At 62.5% G+C, this 20764-nt stretch carries 18 protein-coding genes; all 18 read right to left on the bottom strand.

Annotated features, from left to right (window positions below):
• Positions 1 to 26: 26 nt before the first annotated feature.
• The 18 genes from ACK59Z_RS14940 to gltB all read right to left on the bottom strand — a co-directional run bounded on the left by ACK59Z_RS14940 (position 27) and on the right by gltB (position 20760).
• Entirely contained in the window at positions 27 to 374 is a 348-nt protein-coding gene (locus ACK59Z_RS14940) for a NirD/YgiW/YdeI family stress tolerance protein (RefSeq protein ID WP_014754709.1), read from the bottom strand.
• A gap of 70 nt (positions 375 to 444) precedes the next feature.
• The gene (locus tag ACK59Z_RS14935; protein WP_108190479.1) at positions 445 to 915 is read right to left on the bottom strand and encodes a hypothetical protein; all 471 of its coding nucleotides are present in this window, start codon (positions 913 to 915) and stop codon (positions 445 to 447) included.
• Entirely contained in the window at positions 912 to 2021 is a 1110-nt protein-coding gene (gspL, locus tag ACK59Z_RS14930) for a type II secretion system protein GspL (RefSeq protein WP_108190480.1), read from the bottom strand. The genes ACK59Z_RS14935 and gspL overlap by 4 nt, the downstream gene beginning before the upstream one ends.
• Positions 2014 to 2832, bottom strand: coding sequence for a general secretion pathway protein GspK (locus ACK59Z_RS14925; RefSeq protein ID WP_258229808.1), 819 nt, complete (start codon positions 2830 to 2832; stop codon positions 2014 to 2016). The genes gspL and ACK59Z_RS14925 overlap by 8 nt, the downstream gene beginning before the upstream one ends.
• Before the next feature lie 35 nt (positions 2833 to 2867).
• Positions 2868 to 3458, bottom strand: a complete 591-nt coding sequence (locus ACK59Z_RS14920; RefSeq protein WP_108190482.1) for a type II secretion system protein GspJ — start codon at positions 3456 to 3458, stop codon at positions 2868 to 2870.
• Positions 3445 to 3828 (bottom strand): type II secretion system minor pseudopilin GspI, encoded by a 384-nt coding sequence (gspI, locus tag ACK59Z_RS14915; protein ID WP_108190483.1) that lies wholly within the window; start codon positions 3826 to 3828, stop codon positions 3445 to 3447. Before gspI ends, ACK59Z_RS14920 begins: the two co-directional genes overlap by 14 nt.
• Complete coding sequence (locus tag ACK59Z_RS14910) at positions 3806 to 4270, bottom strand: prepilin-type N-terminal cleavage/methylation domain-containing protein (RefSeq protein WP_108190484.1); 465 nt, start codon at positions 4268 to 4270, stop codon at positions 3806 to 3808. Before ACK59Z_RS14910 ends, gspI begins: the two co-directional genes overlap by 23 nt.
• Entirely contained in the window at positions 4267 to 4713 is a 447-nt protein-coding gene (gene gspG, locus ACK59Z_RS14905; protein WP_047603612.1) for a type II secretion system major pseudopilin GspG, read from the bottom strand. The genes ACK59Z_RS14910 and gspG overlap by 4 nt, the downstream gene beginning before the upstream one ends.
• Position 4714: 1 nt before the next feature.
• Positions 4715 to 5920 (bottom strand): type II secretion system inner membrane protein GspF, encoded by a 1206-nt coding sequence (gene gspF / locus ACK59Z_RS14900; RefSeq protein ID WP_108190485.1) that lies wholly within the window; start codon positions 5918 to 5920, stop codon positions 4715 to 4717.
• 1 nt (position 5921) lies between these two features.
• Complete coding sequence (gene gspE / locus ACK59Z_RS14895; RefSeq protein ID WP_108190486.1) at positions 5922 to 7385, bottom strand: type II secretion system ATPase GspE; 1464 nt, start codon at positions 7383 to 7385, stop codon at positions 5922 to 5924.
• Positions 7382 to 9223 carry a type II secretion system secretin GspD gene (gspD, locus tag ACK59Z_RS14890; RefSeq protein ID WP_108190487.1) on the bottom strand — a complete coding sequence of 614 codons (1842 nt, stop codon included), beginning with the start codon at positions 9221 to 9223 and terminating at the stop codon, positions 7382 to 7384. Before gspD ends, gspE begins: the two co-directional genes overlap by 4 nt.
• Positions 9220 to 9717, bottom strand: a complete 498-nt coding sequence (locus ACK59Z_RS14885) for a protein XcpP (protein WP_409293339.1) — start codon at positions 9715 to 9717, stop codon at positions 9220 to 9222. The genes gspD and ACK59Z_RS14885 overlap by 4 nt, the downstream gene beginning before the upstream one ends.
• A 5-nt stretch (positions 9718 to 9722) precedes the next feature.
• Positions 9723 to 10235: a cytochrome b gene (locus ACK59Z_RS14880; RefSeq protein ID WP_108190488.1), complete on the bottom strand. Its 513-nt coding sequence runs from the start codon at positions 10233 to 10235 to the stop codon at positions 9723 to 9725.
• Between the two features lie 49 nt (positions 10236 to 10284).
• Positions 10285 to 11748 (bottom strand): N-acetylglucosamine-binding protein GbpA, encoded by a 1464-nt coding sequence (gene gbpA / locus ACK59Z_RS14875; RefSeq protein ID WP_047603798.1) that lies wholly within the window; start codon positions 11746 to 11748, stop codon positions 10285 to 10287.
• Positions 11749 to 11920: 172 nt separating this feature from the next.
• Positions 11921 to 12985, bottom strand: a complete 1065-nt coding sequence (gene hemE / locus ACK59Z_RS14870; protein WP_017148005.1) for a uroporphyrinogen decarboxylase — start codon at positions 12983 to 12985, stop codon at positions 11921 to 11923.
• A gap of 140 nt (positions 12986 to 13125) precedes the next feature.
• The gene (locus tag ACK59Z_RS14865; protein WP_409293337.1) at positions 13126 to 14643 is read right to left on the bottom strand and encodes an amidase family protein; all 1518 of its coding nucleotides are present in this window, start codon (positions 14641 to 14643) and stop codon (positions 13126 to 13128) included.
• A gap of 129 nt (positions 14644 to 14772) precedes the next feature.
• On the bottom strand, positions 14773 to 16191 hold the full coding sequence (locus ACK59Z_RS14860) for an FAD-dependent oxidoreductase (RefSeq protein ID WP_003249156.1): 1419 nt from the start codon (positions 16189 to 16191) through the stop codon (positions 14773 to 14775).
• Between the two features lie 123 nt (positions 16192 to 16314).
• A complete protein-coding gene (gene gltB / locus ACK59Z_RS14855; RefSeq protein ID WP_409293335.1) occupies positions 16315 to 20760 on the bottom strand; it encodes a glutamate synthase large subunit in 4446 nt (1481 codons plus the stop codon).
• Positions 20761 to 20764 lie beyond the last annotated feature (4 nt).

The following is a 20764-nucleotide window of genomic DNA, read 5'->3' as shown; positions in this document are numbered from 1 at the left end:
GGCATGCCCGCGAACAAGCCCTTGGATTAGTTGATGATCTCAACCATATCCACATCAACCTCCCGGCTCATCAGGTGTTTCTCCACCTCACCGGTCAGCTTGACCTTGGTCTTTTCGTTGAACGGAGTCGGCGGCAAGTCTTCATCATCAATTTCTACGCTGATGGTGCCGGTGTTGTCCTTGAATTCGTACTTGTCGTCGTTGTTGATCTTCTTGGTCACGAAGCCCTGCAGCACCACCGGGGTGTCATCGGCGGCATCGTTGGCCGTGGCAACGGTGGTAACCGGCTGGGCACCGGGGCCGGTATAGCCCGCAGCCAAGGCGGCAGTGCTGAACAGCGGGGCAAGGATTAGGGCGAGGTAGCGAGCTTTCATGGTGGCAGGTCCTGTTTCGTTTTCGATGGGAACAGCCTACCCAAGCTGGCTGAAGCGAATCTTAATCGGCTCAGGCTCCGTCCAGCTCCAGTACCAGCTGCGCTTGCAACTGTTCGCCGATCACCTGCAACTGCAAACTGCGGAACTGCACGCCATCACGTTCCAGCGCGTGCAGCCAAACCAGCAGTTTCGCAGGCTCGCCCTCCAGGCTGGCGTCCACCTGAGCGGCACGCGCCTGCAGCCCGGTGATTCGCAGCCCAGCAGCCAGCGCTCGCTCGTTCAGCTCGGCGGGCGTCAGTGCCTGCACAGCGTCCAGGGCCATGGCCGGGCCTGTCGAAACCCTCTGCAGGTGCCCGGCCAGCTCCAGGGCTCGCGCATGATCAAGCTCGGCCTGCTGCAAGCGCTGCTTGCCGGGGCTCCAGGCAACTTGCCAGAGAACGACCAAGGCCAGGCTCCAGAGACTGGCCACAATCACACCCCGCCGGGCGCCGGGTATCGATTGCCATTGGCGTAGCCAGGCCTGCCCAAACCACCGCATCATCGAGCCCCCAGCCAAGTCAGGGTCGCCCGCACGCCTTGCCCGGCCTGGCGCGCCTGGTCCATCAGCACCGCAGGCGCCTGTTGACGCAAGCGCTCAAGGTCAGCGAACCCTTGCGCTACCACTTCCATGCGCCACCCTTCGGTGGGGCTGAACACAGCCCGTTCAACGGTGATGTTCCCGGCTTCAACCAACCGCTCGCTGAATACTGCCAGTTCGTCGACAGTGGTCACTGCCTGGGGACGGAACTCCAGCGCCCTGACCTGCGCAACCAGGTTGCCAGTGACAGGCTGCCCAGGCGCCCAGCGCTGAAATACCTGAACGTTCTCGGCATCCAGCTGTGCCGTGCGTTGCATCAACCACGCGATGCGCAGATGATCCGCCAGGCACACCATTGCCAATGCCAGCAGCACCCCGCCCGCCAAGGCGGGCCAAGGCAAGGCCGATCCGCGTCTCCGGAATGCCCCCTGGCGCAGGTCCAGGGCCGTGGCTCGCCCTTGCACCAGGGTGTGGACGGCGCTATCGACTGTTTGGTTGCAGAGCGCCTCCCCTGCATGAGCAAGCTCAGCCTGCCATGCCATCGGCGGCAACTGCTGCGCCAGGACCTCGGCGGCCTGCGGACTGGCGACCAGACATAGGCCATTCGGGCCGCCCAGCAGCCAGCGGCCCTCGAACCACAATGCGCAGGGCTGCCCGGCCCCCAGCAAGTCGGCATCGGCGTAGATGCCAAGCGGGTCGATACCCTGGGCTTGCAGCAGCGCCACCAGGTTGGCCATGACCTGAAGCTCTATCACCAACGCGCGGCGATGCCCTTGTGTACAGGGCGGACCAAACACCAAGTGCAACGTTTCCAGCGGCGCTGCCAACTGATCCTCGGCGGCGTACGCCAGTGTTTCCGGTTTCGGCCGTTTACCCGGTACCGGGCCGATCTCACAGCTGCCCAGCATTTCCATGGGCACTACCACGATCACTGGGCCGGACAGGGTCGAGGCCAGCTCACCCAGGCGCGCCTTGCTCAGGGTGCCGTCCCCCGAACGCAACCACACCGGCCACTGCGCATCAGCTGCCGCAATGCCTTCGGGCAACAGGTACAACCAGCTCTCACTCATCTGCACTTCGCTCCCGCCTTGCCGAAAACACACGCCGCACCACACGAACCTGGTGCGTGTTCAAATCGATCTCCAGATCGCTGTACAAGTACATGCGCCGACCTGCCAGCTCCGCCTGTACCTCCAGGCGAAACCAGCGGCTGCTCACTGCCAGCCCACGCCTGTCCAGGCCCTGGCCCTCCAGCTGGGGCTGGGCAAGAAAGCGCTCCACGGTGGGGTATCCCGCCTCGGGGCGCGCCCTTGCGAGCTCCGCGGCTACCGTCGGTGACAGCTCGGCGAACGCCGCCAGCAAGCGCGCCGGGGCCGTATTGATGTTGAGCCGCGCCTCCTTGGGCAATACCACCACCCACGGCTGCAACCGCGTCATCACCTCGGCGGTGACCCCCGGCAATGCGCGCAACTGCGTTGGGTCGAGCATCGGCTGGCCAACGAGCCCGTCCAATGCCGGTGGCTCCAGCTGCAATGAATGGCACAGGCGTTCCCAGCGTTCGAGCAGCAACGGGTCGGGTGCCTTTCCGGCCATCAGGGCTCCCAGGTTCAGCCGACCCGAAAGGTCTTCCAACTGCAGGCTTATCTGCCCTTGATCGAGGTTCAACACCCGGGGCTGGGCCCAGGCTTGCCGATCATGGGTGACCTGCAATACCTCGCCCAGCTCGCGGCGCAGGGTCACCAGACCCTGCTGCTCGCCTGCCTGGGCCAGGCGCATTAAACGCGTACCCTCGATCTGCCGGGTAACCCCGCCAACCAACAGTTGATGGCTGTGCAACATGCCGGCTACCAGCATCGTGAGCAGCGCCATGACCAGCAGCACGGTAACCAATGCGAGCCCCCTTTGCCGTTGCCACCTCACTGGCTGGCGCCCCCCAGTGGCAGTACCCGCCGAACCTGCTCAAACCGCTTGGTCGACAGCGTCACCTCCAGCGCCTGTGGGGGCACCGGCCGCCGCTGGGTCATGGGCCAGCGTGCCTGCCAGCCGCTTCCGGGCACATGCACCCGCCAATGCAGCTCGCGTACACCTTCGAGCAAGCGCTGCGGCCGAGGCTGGTCTTGCCCCTGCGTGCGCCGTTGACGCCACAGCACGCCTTCCTCGAGCCAATACTCGACAACCCTCAACTCGCTGCGCTTGAGCGCCTGGTTGTCTTGCTCCCTGGCCAACCAATGCGCCCGTGCGCCGTGCAGCAGTACACCGTAACCGCCCTTGCCGAGGCTCGCAGGCTGATAACCCAGCAGGGCATCGCGTTGCATCAGGCTCATGGCCCTGCCCAACGCTCGCAGCTCATTGGCCTGCATCTGACGTGCGCTTTCGGCACGCATGAACACATCGAGCACGCGCGCGCTGCCCACCGCCAGCAAGGCAAAGATAGCGATCGCCAGCAGCAGCTCGATCAAGGTGAAGCCCCGCTGACCGGTCAACCTGCCTGGCCTAGCGTGGCGCATCGACCAGCCCCAACCATCCCGTGGCCTGGTGCAGTACTTGGCGGTCCGAAGCAAGGCCTACCCGTACGTGTACTTCCAGCAGGGTACCCTCACCCAGGCCGCGGCGGGTTTCCTGCAGGGTCCAGCGACGCTGGCCGAACATGACATCCAGGGTGCGCTCGCCAGGACCCGGTGCAGGTTGCAGGCGCATCTCCATCAAGTGGTTGTCCGCGACCCAGCTGGCGAGCAAGCGCTTCTCAAGCCCCTGCGATTGCACCAGTACATGCTGGCTGGCCGAGGTAACCGCCACGGCCAGTACCGCGAAGATCACCAACGCCACCAACACTTCCAGCAAGGTGAAGCCGCGTTCAGCGCAGGAAACTGGGGTCATTGATGCCATCACTCGACACAGAAACAAGGCGTACATCGTCCACCCCGAAATGAAGGGCAAACGGCGTGTGCTCGTCGTTGCCATACATCACCAGTTGCGGTGCCCTCCCAGGCACACTGGGAGGCACCGGAACCCCATCGATCTCCACGTGCAGGTCCAGGTCGATATCTCGATGCTTGCCCGCAATCTCCCAGTGGTGTCCGGCGGCTCTAAGCAGTTGATAGCCCCGGGCATCAATGCGGATACCCAGTGCCAATCCTTCCAGCACCGCCTGGTGCCGCGCGTGCTGTACCAACTGGAAAAAAAGGCTGGCTTCCTGATTGGCCATACGTTGCGGGTCACGCCCGAACATGACCCCTGCCATGCTCATCACGATGCCCAGCAGCAGCATGACCAGCAGCAGCTCCAGCAGCGTAAAGCCTCGAGAGCGGCGCTGTTTCATTCAGGCCAGTTACCGATATCGGCATCCATCTCCTCACCACCCGGCTGACCATCGGCCCCCAGGGAGTAAAGGTCATAGCCTTGGGCCGAACGGGTGCCTGGGCTTGCAAACCGGTAAGGCGAGCCCCAGGGGTCGATGGGTGTGCTCTTGAGATAGCCTTGGGCACTCCATTGACGCGGGAGTGGCGCTACGGTTGGTCGCGTCACCAAGGCTTCCAGGCCTTGCGAGGTGGTCGGATAGCGGCCGTTATCCAGACGGTAGATTTCCAACGCGGTAGAGATCGACTGGATATCAGTGCGGGCTGCAGTCAGCTTGGCATGGTCAGGACGGCTCATCACGTTGGGCAGCACCAGCGCACCAAGCACCCCAAGAATGATCACCACCACCATGATTTCGATGAGGGTGAAGCCGCGTTGCGCGCGGCGTGCTGAACGTATGGACATATCAGTTGACCAGTTGGTTGAGGTTGAGAATCGGCAGCAGGATCGCGAGCACGATGAACAGCACGATGCCGCCCATCACCAGCAGCATCAGTGGCTCGCACAGGCTCACCAGCAACGAGATGCGCCCCGCCAGTTGCCTGGCCTGAAGGTCTGCGGCACGTTCAAGCATGGTGTCCAGCTCACCGGCGCGTTCGCCACTGGCGATCATGTGCAGCATCAGCGGCGGCAAGGTGTCGCTGCGTGCCAGGCAATTGGCCAGCGAGCAGCCCTCGCCCAGCTCGCGGGCGGCCTGCAGCAAACGCTCGCGCAGGATCTGGTTGCCGATCACCGCTGCGCCGATGTTCATTGCCTCGACCAGGGCTACCCCGCTGCGCCCCAGGATGGCCAAGGTACTGATGAACCGTGCCGCTTCACTGGCGCGGACAAACTCGCCATAGCCCGGCAGGCGCAGTGAAAAGCCATGCCATTGCCTGCGCAGTGCCGGCTGGCGAAGTGCCCAGGCAACCAGCGCAGCGGCTACCACCAACAGCGCCAGCGCTGCCAAGCCGTAATGTTGGGTGGCATCGCTCAGGGCGATCAGCACTTGCGTTGCCAGCGGCAGCTGCGCCTGGTCGCGCGAAAAGGCTTGCACCACATCGGGCACCACATAACCGAGCAGAAACCCCACCACCAGTAACGAAACAACCAGGAGGATCACCGGGTAAACCATGGCCAGCTGTACTTTCTGGCGCAGGGCCTGCTGGTTCTCGCCATGCTCGGCCAAGCGCTCGAGTACACCCGCCAGGTGGCCGGAGCGTTCGGCGGCGGCCACGGTGGCCCGGTAAACCATGGGGAACGCCTGAGGGTAGTGCGCCAGAGCCTGGGCCAGGGCGAGGCCTTCGGCAACCCGCTCAACAACACCTCCCAGCACCAGTCGTACCTGGCGCTGGGTGCTCTGGCCGGCGACTGCCTGCAAGGCCTCGATCAACGGCACCCCGGCATGCAGCAGCGTCGCCAACTGGCGGGTCAGCAACGAGCGTTGGGCCAGGCTCATGCCTTTACCTGTGCGCCAGCCGGCCATTGGCGATGTCCCTACGGGGGCCAGCTTCAGCACCAGCAAGCCTTGCTCGCGCAAGGTTTGCCGGGCCTGACGCGCCCCCGGTGCCTCCAGCGTTCCTCGCTGGCGCGCCCCCTGCGCATCCTGGGCCTGGTAGCGGAACATCGGCATGTCAGCCCTGCCCCGTCACACGCAGCAGCTCTGCCAGGCTGGTCTGCCCCAGGCAGACACGCTGGACGCCATGCTGGAACAAGCTTGGTGTGGCCGCGCGGATCACTTCGGACATGTCAGCCACGGACGCACGGGCGTGGATCGCCTGGGCCAATGTGGGCGTCACCACCACCATCTCGTGCAAGGCCAGGCGCCCGCTGTAACCCTGCAGGCATTCGCTACAGCCCTGCGCTTCGTAGAGCTGCGACGGCAACCCGGCGGGGTGGCCCAAAGCGCTGGCCGTGGCCTCGTCCACCTCATAGACGACCTTGCAGTGGTCGCAGAGCCGCCGCACCAGGCGCTGGGCCATCACCCCGGCCAGCGATGAGGCAAGCAAGCAAGTATCGATGCCCATGTCGGCAAGGCGCGCGATGGCCCCCAGCGCACTGTTGGTATGCAGGGTGGAAAGCACCAGGTGGCCGGTCAGCGAGGCCTGCACCGCGATGTCCGCAGTCTCCCGGTCACGGATTTCGCCCACCATGACCACGTCCGGGTCCTGGCGCAGGATGGCGCGCAGGCCACGGGCGAAGGTCATGTCGACCTTGGTGTTCACCTGGGTCTGGCCGATGCCGGGCAGGTGATACTCGATCGGGTCCTCGACGGTGAGGATATTGCGGGATACCTGGTTTAGGTATGACAGCGCGGTATACAGCGTCGTGGTCTTGCCGGACCCGGTGGGCCCGGTGACCAGAAAAATGCCGTGCGGTTTTTCCAGCATGTGCATGAAGCCCGCCCGCACCGAGCTGTGCATCTGCATGTGATCGATGTCGAGGCGTACTGCCTGCTTGTCCAGCAAGCGCAGCACGACCCGCTCGCCATGGGCGGCAGGCAAGGTCGACACCCGCACGTCCACTTCATGGCCGGCAAGACGCAGGCTGATCCGGCCATCCTGGGGCACACGCTTTTCGGCGATATCCAGGCGCGCCATGACCTTGATGCGCGAAACCAGCAGGGCAGACAGCTCCCGGGGCGGCGTCAGTACTTCGCGCATGACGCCGTCGATGCGCATGCGCACGCGCAGCTGCTGCTCGAAGGTTTCCAGGTGGATATCCGAAGCCCGCGATCTCACCGCCTCGCTGAACAAAGCGTTGAGCAAGCGAATGATCGGCGCGTCGTCTTGTTGCTCAAGCAGGTCGCAGGTCTGCGGCAAGGCTTCGGCCAACCGCGACAGGTCGATTTCCTGGTCAAGGTCCTGGACCACCGCCTGCGCGGCATCCTGGCCTGGGCCGTAGCATTGGGCCAGGCGCTCGGCAAAGTGGGCATCGCTCACGCGACGCAGAGGCCAAGTACAGCCTACTAGCCTACAGGCCTCGGCCATGGCCGCCAGTGATGCGCCTTCACGCATCAGCAAAGCAGGCTCGGCTGCCTGGTGGTCGAGCAGGATGCCGTGACGTCGGGCAAAGCTGAACGGCAGGGCGATGCTCATGGGCGCGGCCGGTGCGCGTCAGGCAGACGCCGCGTATCGAACATCCGCCGGGCATCTTTCGGCAAGGTCGAATCATCCGCATTGCGCAACCCTTCGTAGGCACGCCCCCCCGCCTCGACCCGCTCGGCCTGGCTGCGCAAGATGGTCGGGCGCAGGAACACCATAAGGTTGGTTTTCTCCTGGGTGTCGCTGCGCCACCGGAACAAGCCACCCACCCAGGGAATACGGCTGAGCAGCGGCACGCCGCGCTCCACCTGGCGCACGCTGTCCTTGATCAGGCCACCAATCACGATGATCTCGCCATCGGAGGCCAGGATGGTGCTCTTGAGCGTGCGCTTGTTGGTGATCAGATCATTCTCGGCCGCGCTGGGTGCAATTTCCGAGCTTTCCTGCTCGACCTCGAGGCGCAGGCTGTTGCCTTCGTTGATGTGCGGGCGCACCTTCAGGCTGATACCGATGTCCTTGCGCTCGACTGTGGTGAAGGGGTTTTCCGAACCACTGCCGGGGGTCACGTAAGAGCCTGTCTTGAACGGCACGTTCTGCCCAACCAGGATCTGCGCCTCCTGGTTATCCAGCGTCAGCAGGCTAGGCGTGGACAACAGATTGCTGCGGCTGTTGCTGGCCAAAGCCGATACCAGGGCGGCAAAACGATCAGAGCCGATGGCCAGGGCGGCGCCCCCCGGCAGCTTGGCCTCTTTGCCCAGCAGGTCGGCCAATGTAGCGCCGCTTTCGCTGTAGGTAATGCCACCTTTGAGGCCACCCTTGTCCATGCCCCATTGCACGCCCAGTGCCTCCTCGATGCTGCCGCTGACTTCAACGATTGCCGCATGAATAAGCACCTGCGCCCGCGGCTGGTCCAGTTGCAGGATGATCTGTTCCACACTGGCCAACGTTTGCGGCTCGCCCAGCAGCACCAGCGCGTTCTGGCTGGCATCGGCCTTGACGATGGCTTCGCCGGTAATGTCGACGCCCGGAGTGTTTGTGCCCGGCGTGCCATCCAGGCGTTTGCCCACCTCGCCCAGCACTTCGGCAAGCTGCTCGGCATTGCTGTGTTGCAGGCGCACCACCCGCCAGTTCTGCGAGGTAGCGGGTGCTGGTACATCCAGCGAGCGTGTCAGTTGCGCCATGCGTTGCCTGGACTTGGCCGGGCCAAGGATCAGCAGGCGGTTACCGCCCGTATCAACCAGCACCCGCACGCCGCTGTCGGGCCCTCCAGCGGCTGCTTCGACCACCGGGAACACCGCATCGGCCCGGGCTTGGCGCAAGCTCACCAGCTCATGGTCATGCCGCTGGCCGCTGTCGAGTTGCAGAACCAGGTGCTCCAGGCGGTCAAGGTTGGCTGCGGAGTCGGTCACCACCAAGGCATTGGCCGAACTGGACGGCCCAATGTAGCCACTGCTGGAAACCAACGGCCGTAACAGCCCGGCCAGGTCAGCAGCCACACTGCCCGACAGGTTGAAAACACGCGTCGTGAACGCTGCCGGTATCGCCTCCACCTGCTGGTTGGCCCAGGCCTTGGCCTCACTGGCCGGCAGCACCAGCAAACGGTGGCCGTCGTTCACAGCGGCAAAGCCCTGGGCATTGAGCACCGAGTAGAACAGCCGGCGGATCCCTTCGCGGTCCAGCGCTTCGTTGGAAAGGACTGTGATACGGCCTTGCACGCGCGGGTCGAGGATGATCGTCTGGTCAAGGATCGCGCCCACTTCGCGTACCACCTCGCGTACATCGGCATCGCTCATCGCCAACTGCCAGGTGGGCGCCTCGGCCAGCGCCAGGGAACAGTTCAGGGTAAGACAGGCGCCGAACGAGGCGACGCGCAGATATCGCTTGAGAGTCATTGCACCTCCCGCAACAGGCGGGATGAAGGGTCGGGAGTGTGGTGCGGGCGAACGGCAGCACCTGCAGGCAGGAACACGGTTGGAGCGGGCGCGGACATCGACACGACTTCCTCGCGGCCTCCGGACCACAACACGATGGAACGCACATCGATGCGGCGCAGCACGCCGCGGCCCGGTATGCGGTCACCGACGCGGTAGATAGCCTCACCGCCATTGCTTTTCACCAAGGCGCGAGCCTCGCCCTGGCTGGAAACAAAACTGGCCTTGAGGGCGACATCCGCTTGGCCCGCCTGCTGCGGGCGCGTTGCCTGGAAGCCGAACGCCAACGCCACGGTGGCCGCCGGCAACGGTTTTGCCGGCAGCTGGGGTGTCTCCACCGGCACTGCCGGAACCGCCGGCGGGGCAGCGACGGGATAAGTCCTTTCCCGCCATGCCAGCCAGGCAAGCGTTGCCACCACGCACGCCAGCCAGATCAAATGCGAAGTGCGCTTCATCCGGGTCAGGGCAGCATCCGCCGTAACACGCGTCGCCCGCTCAGTTCATGCAACACCACGGCAGCGATATGCAGCGCTACCCCCGTGGCCAGCAGCAGGCAGGCAGCAATGTGAATGTAGAACCAGACGCGGTGCCAGACCGGCTCGCTCAGCAGTGGCGCGATGGAGAACCAACCGAACACGTCTATAGCCCTGTCCATCATCAGCAGGCCGGACGCCAATACGATCGCCGTGGTCCAGTACAAGCCCTCGTGCACGACATGCGCAATGCGCTGGCCCTTTGGATCATCGTGCAGGCTTCGTGGCTTGAGACAGGTCAGACGCAACAGCCAGCGCAGCAGGAATACAGGGATGAACAACGTAGTCATGGCGACGTTGATGAAGGCGACCCGGTGAAGCGTGGCGGGGGTGACATCCATGTGCGCCACGTAAAAACCGCTGATCAGCGCCCAAAGGATGACCATTGCAGAGACCCAGTGCAGGAGGATCTGCTGCCAGCAATACTTTTGTACTTGCATTTGGAGTACTCGAAGAGCCTGGCCCCCTCAAGGGGCCAGGTTTGATGCCTTATTTCTCGGTCCAGGCCATGTTCCAGTGAGAGCCAGTGCCTGGCTCGAACTGGCCAGCGGCTGCGGAGTACTGCACGCAATAACCCGAGGCAGGGAATGGCTGGCACTCGTAGACCTTGCCATTCTTGGGCTGCAGTACTTTGGTACCCGCTTTGTAGTTTGAGAGCGATTCAGGGAAGACAAAGTCATAGGAAGCATCGCCTGCTGCTTTGAGCTGCAGCGTCTTCTGGTCCTGGAGCAGCACCCGATCAAGCTTGTCCACGCCCACGACCTTGAGGGTGTGCATACCTTCACCACTCACAACATTCAGCGCGAACGGTTCCGTACCGTTAACGTTCTGGCGCGAGTAAGAGACCTGCTTGTTGTTGCTGTCGAACAGCCGCGCCGTCACGGTCAAGGCCTTGTTGGTCATGACGGAGAAATCCACGCCACCTGTGCCGTCCACAATCGTGTACTCGGGTTTCACATCGTGCAGGTGCATCGTGGTCGGATCGCCAGCGGCGGTTTCAAAGTCCAGAATGTAGTTGGTCAGGCCGCTTTCGGCTTTGGCGAAGATGCTGTTGGAGCCCTGCACGGGCTCGATGTTGCCGTCCGTGTCCATCTGACCGGCACGCACCAGCGTCTGGGTTTCATTGATCTGCCTGGCCAGCTTGTAGGCCCAGTTGGCAGCGATGCCCTCTTCGGCGCTATCGACCGTGATGCTCACATGGTGCGACGTACGCTCGCCATTGGCATCGAATGCGCGTGCAGTGACTTTATCGCCAACTTCAAGGTCACGATTGGCACTGATTTCAGCCAGCCGCGGCCACTCAGGGGCTGGGCCGCCATCGAGCTGGATATCGACGTCAGCAACGCTATGGAAAGCCTTGTCGGTATCGCCAACTTTCCAGACGCCAAGAATCACGTGCTGGCCCGTGCGGTCAGTCGGCAATGTGCAGCTGTGCTTCGGGTTGGTACCTGTACCAGCAGCGGGTATCTGATGCTTGCCATCTACCACGCAGAACGGGGTGGCATCGAAAGCGGCACGCGTCAATGCTGCGTTGGGGTTCCAATCCGCCTTGGTAATGAAGTACTCCCACGAGGTAACCGGATGCGGGGCTTCATAATGCCAGTCGAATTGCATGTTACGGTCAGTGACCGGGGTCAGGTGCCAGCGGTTGGCCGATTGCTCATCCAGGGCGCCGAAGTCGCCACGCGCACCGCCACTGGCAATTTTTCCATCAACAGGGCCAGCACCTGGGAAACGCCCTATCGCCTCACCGACTGACCACGGTTCGTACTGAGCGCCACCACAGTTGGTGTTGAGATTTTTCTGGTTCGCATGGCAGAGCGCCGCGCGAGAAGGTGGATCTGCCAGGTTGCCATGCGCATTGGCCATTTGAGCTTGTAAAGCTGTGCCTGCAATCGCCATCCACACACCGGTGGCGACAACGCTTTTTCGCAGGGTCTTTGTTGTATTCATCACGAACTCCGAACGCATTGCTGGTGAAATGCGCAAGGGCGCATTTACTGGAAGCGAATGCGCCTTCTGCGCAAGGGGAGTCCGGACTTTAGAGAAAAGCAGTTTGCCTATATGTAGGAATAAACCTGTCTAGCTCCCCGATTCGCAACCTTTGCGCTCGGGGAGCTTCGAATCAGCCGTGATACTGCGCAGAAAGCTCGTGAACGGCATTGATGAATACGCCGGCATGCTCCGGGTCGACTTCCGGGGTAATGCCGTGGCCAAGGTTGAACACATGACCGGTGCCATGGCCGTAGCTGGCCAGGATGCGCGCCACTTCCTTGCGAATGGCCTCGGGCTTGGCGTACAGCACGGTCGGGTCCATGTTGCCTTGCAAGGCTACTTTGTCCCCCACGCGGCGGCGGGCGTCGCCGATTTCGCAGGTCCAGTCCAGGCCCAGTGCGTCGGCACCTGCGTCGGCGATGCTTTCCAGCCACAAACCACCATTCTTGGTGAACAGGATCACCGGCACCTTGCGCCCCTCGTGCTCGCGGATCAGGCCGCTGACGATCTTGCGCATGTAGGCCAGTGAGAACTCCTGGTAGGCCGCCGCCGACAGGTTGCCGCCCCAGGTGTCGAAGATCTGCACGGCCTGGGCGCCGGCCAGGATCTGACCGTTAAGGTAGCTGGTGACCGACTGGGCCAGCTTGTCCAGCAGCAAGTGCAGGGCTTGCGGATTGTCGTAGGCCATGGCCTTGGTCTTGCGGAAGTCCTTCGACGAGCCGCCTTCGACCATGTAGGTGGCCAGGGTCCACGGGCTGCCGGAGAAGCCGATCAACGGCACACGGCCATTGAGCTCACGGCGAATGGTGCTGACCGCGTCCATCACGTAGCCGAGGTCTTTCTGTGGGTCCGGGACTGGCAGCGCTTCGATGTCAGCGGGGGTGCTGATGACCTTCTTGAAACGCGGGCCTTCGCCGGTTTCGAAGTACAGGCCCAGGCCCATGGCATCGGGAATGGTAAGGATGTCCGAGAACAGGATCGCTGCGTCCAGCGGGTAGCGGTCCAGCGGCTGCAGGGTGACCTCGCAGGCGAACTGCGGGTTCATGCACAGGCTCATGAAGTCACCGGCCTTGGCGCGGCTGGCGCGGTACTCCGGCAGGTAGCGGCCGGCCTGGCGCATCATCCACACCGGGGTGACGTCTACGGGTTGCTTGAGCAGTGCACGCAGGAAACGATCGTTCTTCAGGGCAGTCATGTCGGCATCCGGAAAAATAGTGCGGGTATTTTCTCAGACGCACAAAGAAAAGGCACGGCTGATTGCCGTGCCTTTTATCCATCGGTATGTCTCAGGTCAATAGGTTTTGTATACAAAATCATAAAACCGTACGTTTGATGTCAGTTCGCGCTCTGTTCGAAAGCAAAACCCATCGATAGCAGCACTTCTTCACTCCAGGGCAAGCCCAAAAAATATAGCCCCACTGGCTGCCGGGCAGCGTCCTGGCCTGCTGAAACCTGCAAACCGGGGTAGCCTGCCTGAGCACCCACTCCTTGCAATTGGCCACCCGAGAGGTCTATCACCGCATCCAACTGATGAACATGGTGGGCTACATCCAACACTTTCCGGCTCTCATCGCGCAATTTGTTGGCAGTTTCCCAATATGCAGATTCGCCAATGTCCAACGCCTGGGCGTCCTCCAGCAGTTGTTGCCCATAGCCCTCCTCGCCCGGGTAGTTTCGATTGAAGGCAATGAGGTCAGCAAGATTTCGCACCTCTATGCCCGGCCGTCCTTGCAGGTAAGCCGCAAGGTCCCGCTTTATGCCGTAGTTCAAGACGGTCATCTGCTCTGCAAAAAGTAGGGGTATTTTCATGTCCACGGGCAGCAAGGTTGCACCCGCCCGTTCTAGCCGGCCTGCCAGGGTCTTGAAGTGTGGGTGGTCGATTGTCAGGGAACCATCGCCACGGTAAAGCGGATATCCCAGGCGCTTCCCAAGCAGAGAGCTGGCATTCAGTTTCCCGTGGTAATCCTTTACGCCCCCAGGCGCGGGGGGCATATCAGCGCGACGCTCATCATTTCCCTGCATGGCGCCTAGCAACAATGCCACATCGCTGACCGTTCGCCCCATCGGTCCGGGTGTATCCTGCCAACTGGACAGCGGGACGATCCCGGCCTGGCTCAGCAGGCCAAGGGTTGGCCGCAAGCCCACGACTTGGTTGTAATACGCAGGGCAAATGATCGAACCATTGGTTTCCGTACCGACCGCAAGCGGGGCATAGCCTGCTGCCAGACCCGCCGCTGACCCGGCGCTGGACCCGCAAACTGGCAGCTCGGTGCCCCAGGGGTTGCCCACCTGGCCACCACGACCGCTCCAACCTGATGGTATGCCCCAGTCCCGGAAACCAGCCAGCTCACTAGCATTAGCCTTGCCGAGCACGATTGCACCCGCCTGGCGCAAGCGCTGTACGACAAATGCATCCTGAAGGGCAGGCCGCCCTACCAGCGCCAGGGAACCGCTACTGGTCTGCATCGAGTCCCCGGTGTCGATATTGTCTTTGACCAGGACAGGCACACCATGCAGAGGGCCACGCAACCGTCCTTCGGCACGTTCGGCATCCAGATCGTTGGCAATGGCCAGTGCATCGGGGTTGATCTCGACCACCGCGTTGAGGGCTGGACCATTGCGGTCGATCGCCCCAATTCGTGCCAAAGCCCGTTGCACCAACTGCATCGATGTCACAGAGCCATCAGACATGCGCGACTGGAGCTCTGCAACCGTAGAGAAGTCGATCACATCCGGAGGTATGAATGACTCGAAGCCTGGCCCATCAAAAGATGAGTCAGGCTCCGCCGCGATACTGCCAATACTGGCCAGCACAAAACTGGAAATGAATGCACAACTTATGAATCGGTTCATGATCCGCCCTCGAAATGAGCACTTACGCAACAAAGGAGTCGCTCAGTGTCGAGAGTCGGTCATGCCTAATGCAGCAGGAGATAACTCCTCACTCTGAAGCACCGCGCACATTGTGCGCGGATCATCAGGTCACACTTCCAGATAGTCCAGGATACCCTCGGCAGCCGTACGCCCTTCGAAGATTGCAGTCACCACCAGGTCCGAACCGCGCACCATGTCGCCACCGGCAAACACTTTCGGGTTGCTGGTCTGGTGCTTGAACTTGCCCTTCTCCGGGGCAACCACACGACCCTGGCTGTCCAGCTGAATGCCATGCTGCTCAAACCACGGCGCCGGGCTCGGGCGGAAGCCGAAGGCGATTACCACGGCGTCTGCCGGCAGGATCTCTTCGGAGCCCGGGATTGGCTCAGGGCTGCGGCGCCCACGGGCATCAGGCTCGCCCAGGCGAGTCTCGACCACTTTGACGCCTTCGACCTTGTCCTCACCCACAATGGCGATGGGCTGGCGGTTGTAGAGGAACTTCACACCCTCTTCCTTGGCGTTCTTCACCTCTTTGCGCGAACCCGGCATGTTGGCTTCGTCACGACGATAAGCACAGGTCACTGCCTTGGCACCCTGACGGATCGAGGTACGGTTGCAGTCCATCGCGGTGTCACCACCACCCAGCACCACCACTTTCTTGCCCTGCATGTCGACGAAGTCTTCCGGCGACTTCTCGAAGCCCAGGTTGCGGTTGACGTTGGCGATCAGGAAGTCCAGTGCGTCATGCACGCCCGGCAGGTCTTCACCCGGGAAGCCGCCCTTCATGTAGGTGTAGGTACCCATGCCCATGAACACCGCGTCGTACTCGGCGAGCAGCTGTTCCATGGTCACGTCCTTGCCCACCTCGGTGTTCAGGCGGAACTCGATGCCCATGCCGGTGAACACTTCACGGCGGTTGCTGAGCACGGTCTTTTCCAGCTTGAACTCGGGGATACCGAAAGTCAGCAGGCCACCGATCTCAGGGTTTTTGTCGAACACCACCGGGGTTACCCCGGCGCGCACCAGCACGTCGGCGCAGCCCAGGCCCGCCGGGCCGGCGCCGATGATGGCAACGCGCTTGCCGGTTGGCTTGACCTTGGACATGTCCGGGCGCCAGCCCATGGCGAAAGCGGTGTCGGTGATGTACTTCTCCACCGAGCCGATGGTCACCGCGCCGAAACCGTCGTTCAGGGTGCAGGCACCCTCGCACAGGCGGTCTTGCGGGCAAACACGGCCGCACACTTCCGGCAGGGTGTTGGTCTGGTGCGACAGTTCCGCCGCGGCCAGGATGTTGCCTTCGGAGACCAGCTTCAACCAGTTGGGGATGAAGTTGTGTACCGGGCACTTCCACTCGCAATACGGGTTACCGCAGCCCAGGCAGCGGTGCGCCTGCTCCACGGACTGCTGCGGCTTGAATGGTTCGTAGATTTCCACGAACTCCTTCTTGCGCTGGCGCAGCAGCTTTTTTTTCGGGTCCTTTCGGCCCACTTCGATGAACTGGAAGTCGTTGTTCAGACGTTCAGCCATTTTTCAAAACCTCTTTACAGCAGCTGCAAGCTACACGCTGCAAGCCGCAAGACGATCACTTAAGCCGGGCAAACCTCTCACTGCCATTACGTGCAGCTTGAGGCTTGCCACTTGCAGCTGTTTTTACTGCGGGTTGGCACGGGTGCTGGACAGCAGCTGCTTCAGATTGGCTGCCTTTGGCTTGACCAGCCAGAAGCGCCGCACGTAGTCGTCCAGGTTCTCCGAGAGCTCACGCCCCCACTCGCTGCCGGTCTCATCCACATACTCGGCAAGGACACGCGCCAGGTGGCTACGGTAGGCCTCCATCGCTTCGCCACTGATACGCTGGATTTCCACCAGCTCGTGGTTGAGCTTGTCGACGAAGCTATTGTCCATGTCGAGCACGTAGGCAAAGCCGCCAGTCATGCCAGAGCCGAAGTTGTAACCGGTCTTGCCCAGAACGCAGACAAAGCCGCCGGTCATGTATTCACAGCAGTGATCGCCAGTGCCCTCGACAACAGCATGGGCGCCGGAGTTACGCACAGCGAAGCGCTCGCCCGCAGTACCTGCGGCAAACAGCTTGCCGCCAGTGGCACCGTACAGGCAGGTGTTGCCGACGATGGCGCTGTGCTGGGTTTCGAACGGGCTGCCGGCTGGCGGCACGATGGTGACCTTACCACCGGTCATGCCTTTGCCGACGTAATCGTTGGCGTCGCCTTCCAGGTGCAGGTTAAGGCCACCAGCGTTCCACACGCCAAAGCTCTGGCCCGCAGTCCCCTTGAAGCGGAAGGTGATCGGCGCCGCGGCCATGCCCTGGTTGCCGTGCAGGCGGGCGATTTCGCCCGACACACGCGCACCAATGGAGCGGTCGCAGTTGCAGATGTCGAGGCTGAACTCGCCACCCGCCTGATCGCGGATGGCCGGCATGGCCATATCAACCATCTTCTCGGCCAACTCGCCCAGGTCGAACGGCGGGTTCTTGTCGACTTCGCAGAACTGCGGTTTGTCCGCCGGAATGTGCGAGCTGCCCAGCAGCGGCGACAGGTCCAGGTACTGCTGGCGTTCGGTGTCACCTGGCAGCACTTCGAGCAGGTCGGTACGGCCGATCAACTCGCCAAGGCTGCGCACACCCAGCTTGGCCAACCACTCGCGGGTTTCTTCGGCGACAAAGGTGAAGAAGTTGATCACCATGTCGACGGTGCCGATGTAGTGGTCCTTGCGCAGCTTGTCGTTCTGGGTGGCCACGCCGGTGGCGCAGTTGTTCAGGTGGCAGATGCGCAGGTACTTGCAGCCCAGGGCAATCATTGGCGCGGTACCAAAGCCGAAGCTTTCGGCGCCGAGAATGGCCGCCTTGATCACATCCAGGCCAGTTTTCAGACCACCATCAGTCTGCACCCGCACCTTGCCACGCAAGTCGTTGCCGCGCAGGGTCTGGTGGGTTTCCGCAAGGCCCAGCTCCCAAGGGGCGCCGGCGTATTTGATCGAGGTCAGCGGCGAAGCACCGGTACCACCGTCGTAACCGGAGATGGTGATCAGGTCGGCATAGGCCTTGGCCACACCCGCGGCGATGGTACCCACGCCCGCTTCGGCTACCAACTTGACCGATACCAGCGCCTGTGGGTTGACCTGCTTGAGGTCGTAGATCAGCTGCGCCAGATCTTCGATCGAGTAGATGTCATGGTGGGGCGGTGGCGAGATCAGGGTCACGCCCGGTACCGCATAACGCAGCTTGGCGATCAGGCCGTTGACCTTTCCGCCCGGCAACTGGCCGCCCTCACCCGGCTTGGCGCCCTGGGCAACCTTGATCTGCAGCACTTCGGCGTTGACCAGATACTCCGGGGTCACACCAAAACGGCCGGTGGCCACCTGCTTGATCTTCGAGCTCTTGATGGTGCCATAGCGCGACGGGTCTTCGCCGCCTTCACCCGAGTTGGAGCGTGCGCCCAGGCGGTTCATGGCCTCGGCCAGCGCTTCGTGGGCTTCCGGCGACAGTGCACCCAGCGAGATACCCGCCGAGTCGAAACGCTTGAGAATCGCCTCCAGCGGCTCGATCTGCTCCAGCGCCAGCGGCTGGTCGGCCACTTTCACCTTGAGCAAGTCACGAATCATCGACACCGGGCGCTGGTCCACCAGCGTGGTGTATTCCTTGAACTTGGCGTAGTCGCCCTGCTGCACGGCGGCTTGCAGGGTGTTGACCACATCCGGGTTGTAAGCGTGGTATTCGCCACCGTGGACGAACTTCAGCAGGCCACCTTGCTGGATCGGCTTACGCGCGCTCCAGGCTTCGGCCGCCAGCAGCTTCTGGTCGTTCTCCAGGTCTTCGAAGCGCGCACCCTTGATGCGGCTGGACACGCCCTTGAAGCTCAGGCCCACCACTTCCTCGGCCAGGCCGATGGCTTCGAACAGCTGTGCACCGCGGTACGAGGCGATGGTGGAGATACCCATCTTCGACAGGATCTTCAGCAGGCCCTTGGAGATACCTTTGCGGTAGTACTTGAACACTTCGTCCAGGTCGCCCAGCACTTCACCGGTACGGATCAGGTCAGCCAGTACTTCATACGCCAGGTACGGGTAAACGGCCGAGGCACCGAAGCCCAGCAGCACGGCGAAGTGATGCGGATCACGGGCGGTAGCGGTTTCCACCAGGATGTTGCTGTCGCAACGCAGGCCCTGTTCGGTCAGGCGGTGGTGCACTGCACCAACGGCCAGCGAAGCATGCACCGGCAGCTTGCCCGGGGCGATATAACGATCGCTCAGCACCAGCTGGGTCTTGCCCCCACGCACAGCTTCTTCGGCCTGGTCGGCAATGTTGCGGATGGCCGCTTCCAGGCCCACGCTCTGCTCATAGTTGAGGTCGATCAGCTGGCGGTCGAAGCCTTCGCGCTCCAGGCTCATCAGCGAACGCCACTTGGCGGGCGAGATGACCGGCGAGCTGAGGATGACCCGCGAAGCGTGCTCCGGGGACTCCTGGAAGATGTTGCGCTCGGCACCCAGGCAGATTTCCAGCGACATCACGATCGCTTCACGCAGCGGGTCGATCGGCGGGTTGGTTACCTGAGCGAACTGCTGGCGGAAGAAGTCGTACGGCGAGCGCACGCGCTGCGACAGCACGGCCATCGGCGTGTCGTCACCCATCGAGCCAACGGCTTCCTGGCCCTGCTCACCCAACGGGCGCAGCACCTGGTCACGCTCTTCGAAGGTGACCTGGAACATCTTCATGTATTGCTTGAGCTGGTCAGCGTCATAGCTGGCCACGCCCTGGTCGTCGGTCAGCGTCGCCTGGATGCGGGTGGCGTGCTGACGCAGCCAGCGCTTGTACGGGTGTCGCGACTTCAGACGGTTGTCGATGGCATCGGTGTCGAGGATCTGGCCGGTTTCGGTGTCCACGGCAAGGATCTGGCCCGGGCCGACACGGCCCTTGGCCAGCACTTCCTCAGGCTGATAGCCCCATACGCCGATTTCCGAGGCGATGGTGATGTAGCCATTGGTGGTGGTGACCCAACGCGCCGGGCGCAGGCCGTTGCGGTCAAGCAGGCACACCGCGTGGCGGCCTTCGGTCATGACGATACCGGCCGGGCCATCCCACGGCTCCATGTGCATGGAGTTGTATTCGTAGAAGGCGCGCAGGTCGGCGTCCATGGTCTCGACGTTCTGCCACGCTGGCGGTACCAGCATACGCACGCCGCGGAACAGATCGATGCCACCGGTGACCATCAGCTCCAGCATGTTGTCCATGCTCGACGAGTCGGAACCGACGCGGTTGACCAGCGGGCCAAGCTCTTCGAGGTCGGGGATCTGGTCATTGGCGAACTTGGTGCGACGAGCAACGGCCCAGTTACGGTTGCCGGTGATGGTGTTGATCTCGCCGTTATGGGCGAGGAAGCGGAACGGCTGCGCTAGCGGCCATTTCGGCAGGGTGTTGGTGGAGAAGCGCTGATGGAACACGCAGATCGCGGTTTGCAGGCGCTCGTCACCCAGGTCTGGATAAAACGCCGCGAGATCGCGCGGCATCATCAGGCCTTTGTAGATGATGGTCTTGTGCGAGAAGCTGCAGATGTAGTGGTCGGCGTCGTGGGCGTTGGCCACCGACGAACGACGACGGGCACTGAACAGCTTGATGGCAAATTCCTGGTCGCTCAGGCCTTCACCGCCAATGAACACCTGCTCGATCTGCGGCAGGCGCTCGAGGGCCAGGCGGCCGAGTACGCTGGTGTCGATCGGCACCTTGCGCCAGCCAACCAGTTTCAGGCCAGCGGCGACGATCTCGCGGTCCATGTTGGCGCGGGCAGCTTCGGCTTTGACCGGGTCCTGGTTGAAGAACACCATGCCGACGGCGTACTGCTTGGGCAGCTCGACAGCAAAGTGCTCCTGGGCCATGGCACGCAGGAATTTATCGGGCTTCTGCATGAGCAGACCGCAACCGTCACCGGTCTTGCCGTCAGCATTGATGCCACCGCGGTGGGTCATGCACGTCAGCGCCTGCATGGCGGTTTGCAGAAGGTGGTGGCTCGGCACACCCGTCATATGGGCGATCAGGCCAAAACCACAGTTGTCCTTGAATTCTTCGGGATGGTACAGACCTGTTTTCATAGAC

Origin of the sequence: Pseudomonas sp. KCJK9058 (assembly GCF_046230975.1) — a bacterium.
GTDB classification, from domain to species: domain Bacteria; phylum Pseudomonadota; class Gammaproteobacteria; order Pseudomonadales; family Pseudomonadaceae; genus Aquipseudomonas; species Aquipseudomonas alloputida.
This window is presented reverse-complemented; position numbering and strand designations above follow the sequence as displayed.

What these genes read in the sequence shown, in the direction of transcription:
- ACK59Z_RS14940 (WP_014754709.1), bottom strand. Translation starts at nt 374, where the DNA reads ATGAAAGCTCGCTACCTCGCCCTAATCCTTGCCCCGCTGTTCAGCACT.
- hemE (WP_017148005.1), bottom strand. Translation starts at nt 12,985, where the DNA reads ATGACTGCCCTGAAGAACGATCGTTTCCTGCGTGCACTGCTCAAGCAA.
- ACK59Z_RS14865 (WP_409293337.1), bottom strand. Translation starts at nt 14,643, where the DNA reads ATGAACCGATTCATAAGTTGTGCATTCATTTCCAGTTTTGTGCTGGCC.
- ACK59Z_RS14860 (WP_003249156.1), bottom strand. Translation starts at nt 16,191, where the DNA reads ATGGCTGAACGTCTGAACAACGACTTCCAGTTCATCGAAGTGGGCCGA.
- gspD (WP_108190487.1), bottom strand. Translation starts at nt 9,223, where the DNA reads ATGACTCTCAAGCGATATCTGCGCGTCGCCTCGTTCGGCGCCTGTCTT.
- ACK59Z_RS14910 (WP_108190484.1), bottom strand. Translation starts at nt 4,270, where the DNA reads ATGAAACAGCGCCGCTCTCGAGGCTTTACGCTGCTGGAGCTGCTGCTG.
- gspL (WP_108190480.1), bottom strand. Translation starts at nt 2,021, where the DNA reads ATGAGTGAGAGCTGGTTGTACCTGTTGCCCGAAGGCATTGCGGCAGCT.
- gltB (WP_409293335.1), bottom strand. Translation starts at nt 20,760, where the DNA reads ATGAAAACAGGTCTGTACCATCCCGAAGAATTCAAGGACAACTGTGGT.
- ACK59Z_RS14920 (WP_108190482.1), bottom strand. Translation starts at nt 3,458, where the DNA reads ATGCGCCACGCTAGGCCAGGCAGGTTGACCGGTCAGCGGGGCTTCACC.
- ACK59Z_RS14885 (WP_409293339.1), bottom strand. Translation starts at nt 9,717, where the DNA reads ATGAAGCGCACTTCGCATTTGATCTGGCTGGCGTGCGTGGTGGCAACG.
- gspI (WP_108190483.1), bottom strand. Translation starts at nt 3,828, where the DNA reads ATGACCCCAGTTTCCTGCGCTGAACGCGGCTTCACCTTGCTGGAAGTG.
- gspE (WP_108190486.1), bottom strand. Translation starts at nt 7,385, where the DNA reads ATGAGCATCGCCCTGCCGTTCAGCTTTGCCCGACGTCACGGCATCCTG.
- gspG (WP_047603612.1), bottom strand. Translation starts at nt 4,713, where the DNA reads ATGTCCATACGTTCAGCACGCCGCGCGCAACGCGGCTTCACCCTCATC.
- gspF (WP_108190485.1), bottom strand. Translation starts at nt 5,920, where the DNA reads ATGCCGATGTTCCGCTACCAGGCCCAGGATGCGCAGGGGGCGCGCCAG.
- ACK59Z_RS14880 (WP_108190488.1), bottom strand. Translation starts at nt 10,235, where the DNA reads ATGCAAGTACAAAAGTATTGCTGGCAGCAGATCCTCCTGCACTGGGTC.
- ACK59Z_RS14935 (WP_108190479.1), bottom strand. Translation starts at nt 915, where the DNA reads ATGATGCGGTGGTTTGGGCAGGCCTGGCTACGCCAATGGCAATCGATA.
- gbpA (WP_047603798.1), bottom strand. Translation starts at nt 11,748, where the DNA reads ATGAATACAACAAAGACCCTGCGAAAAAGCGTTGTCGCCACCGGTGTG.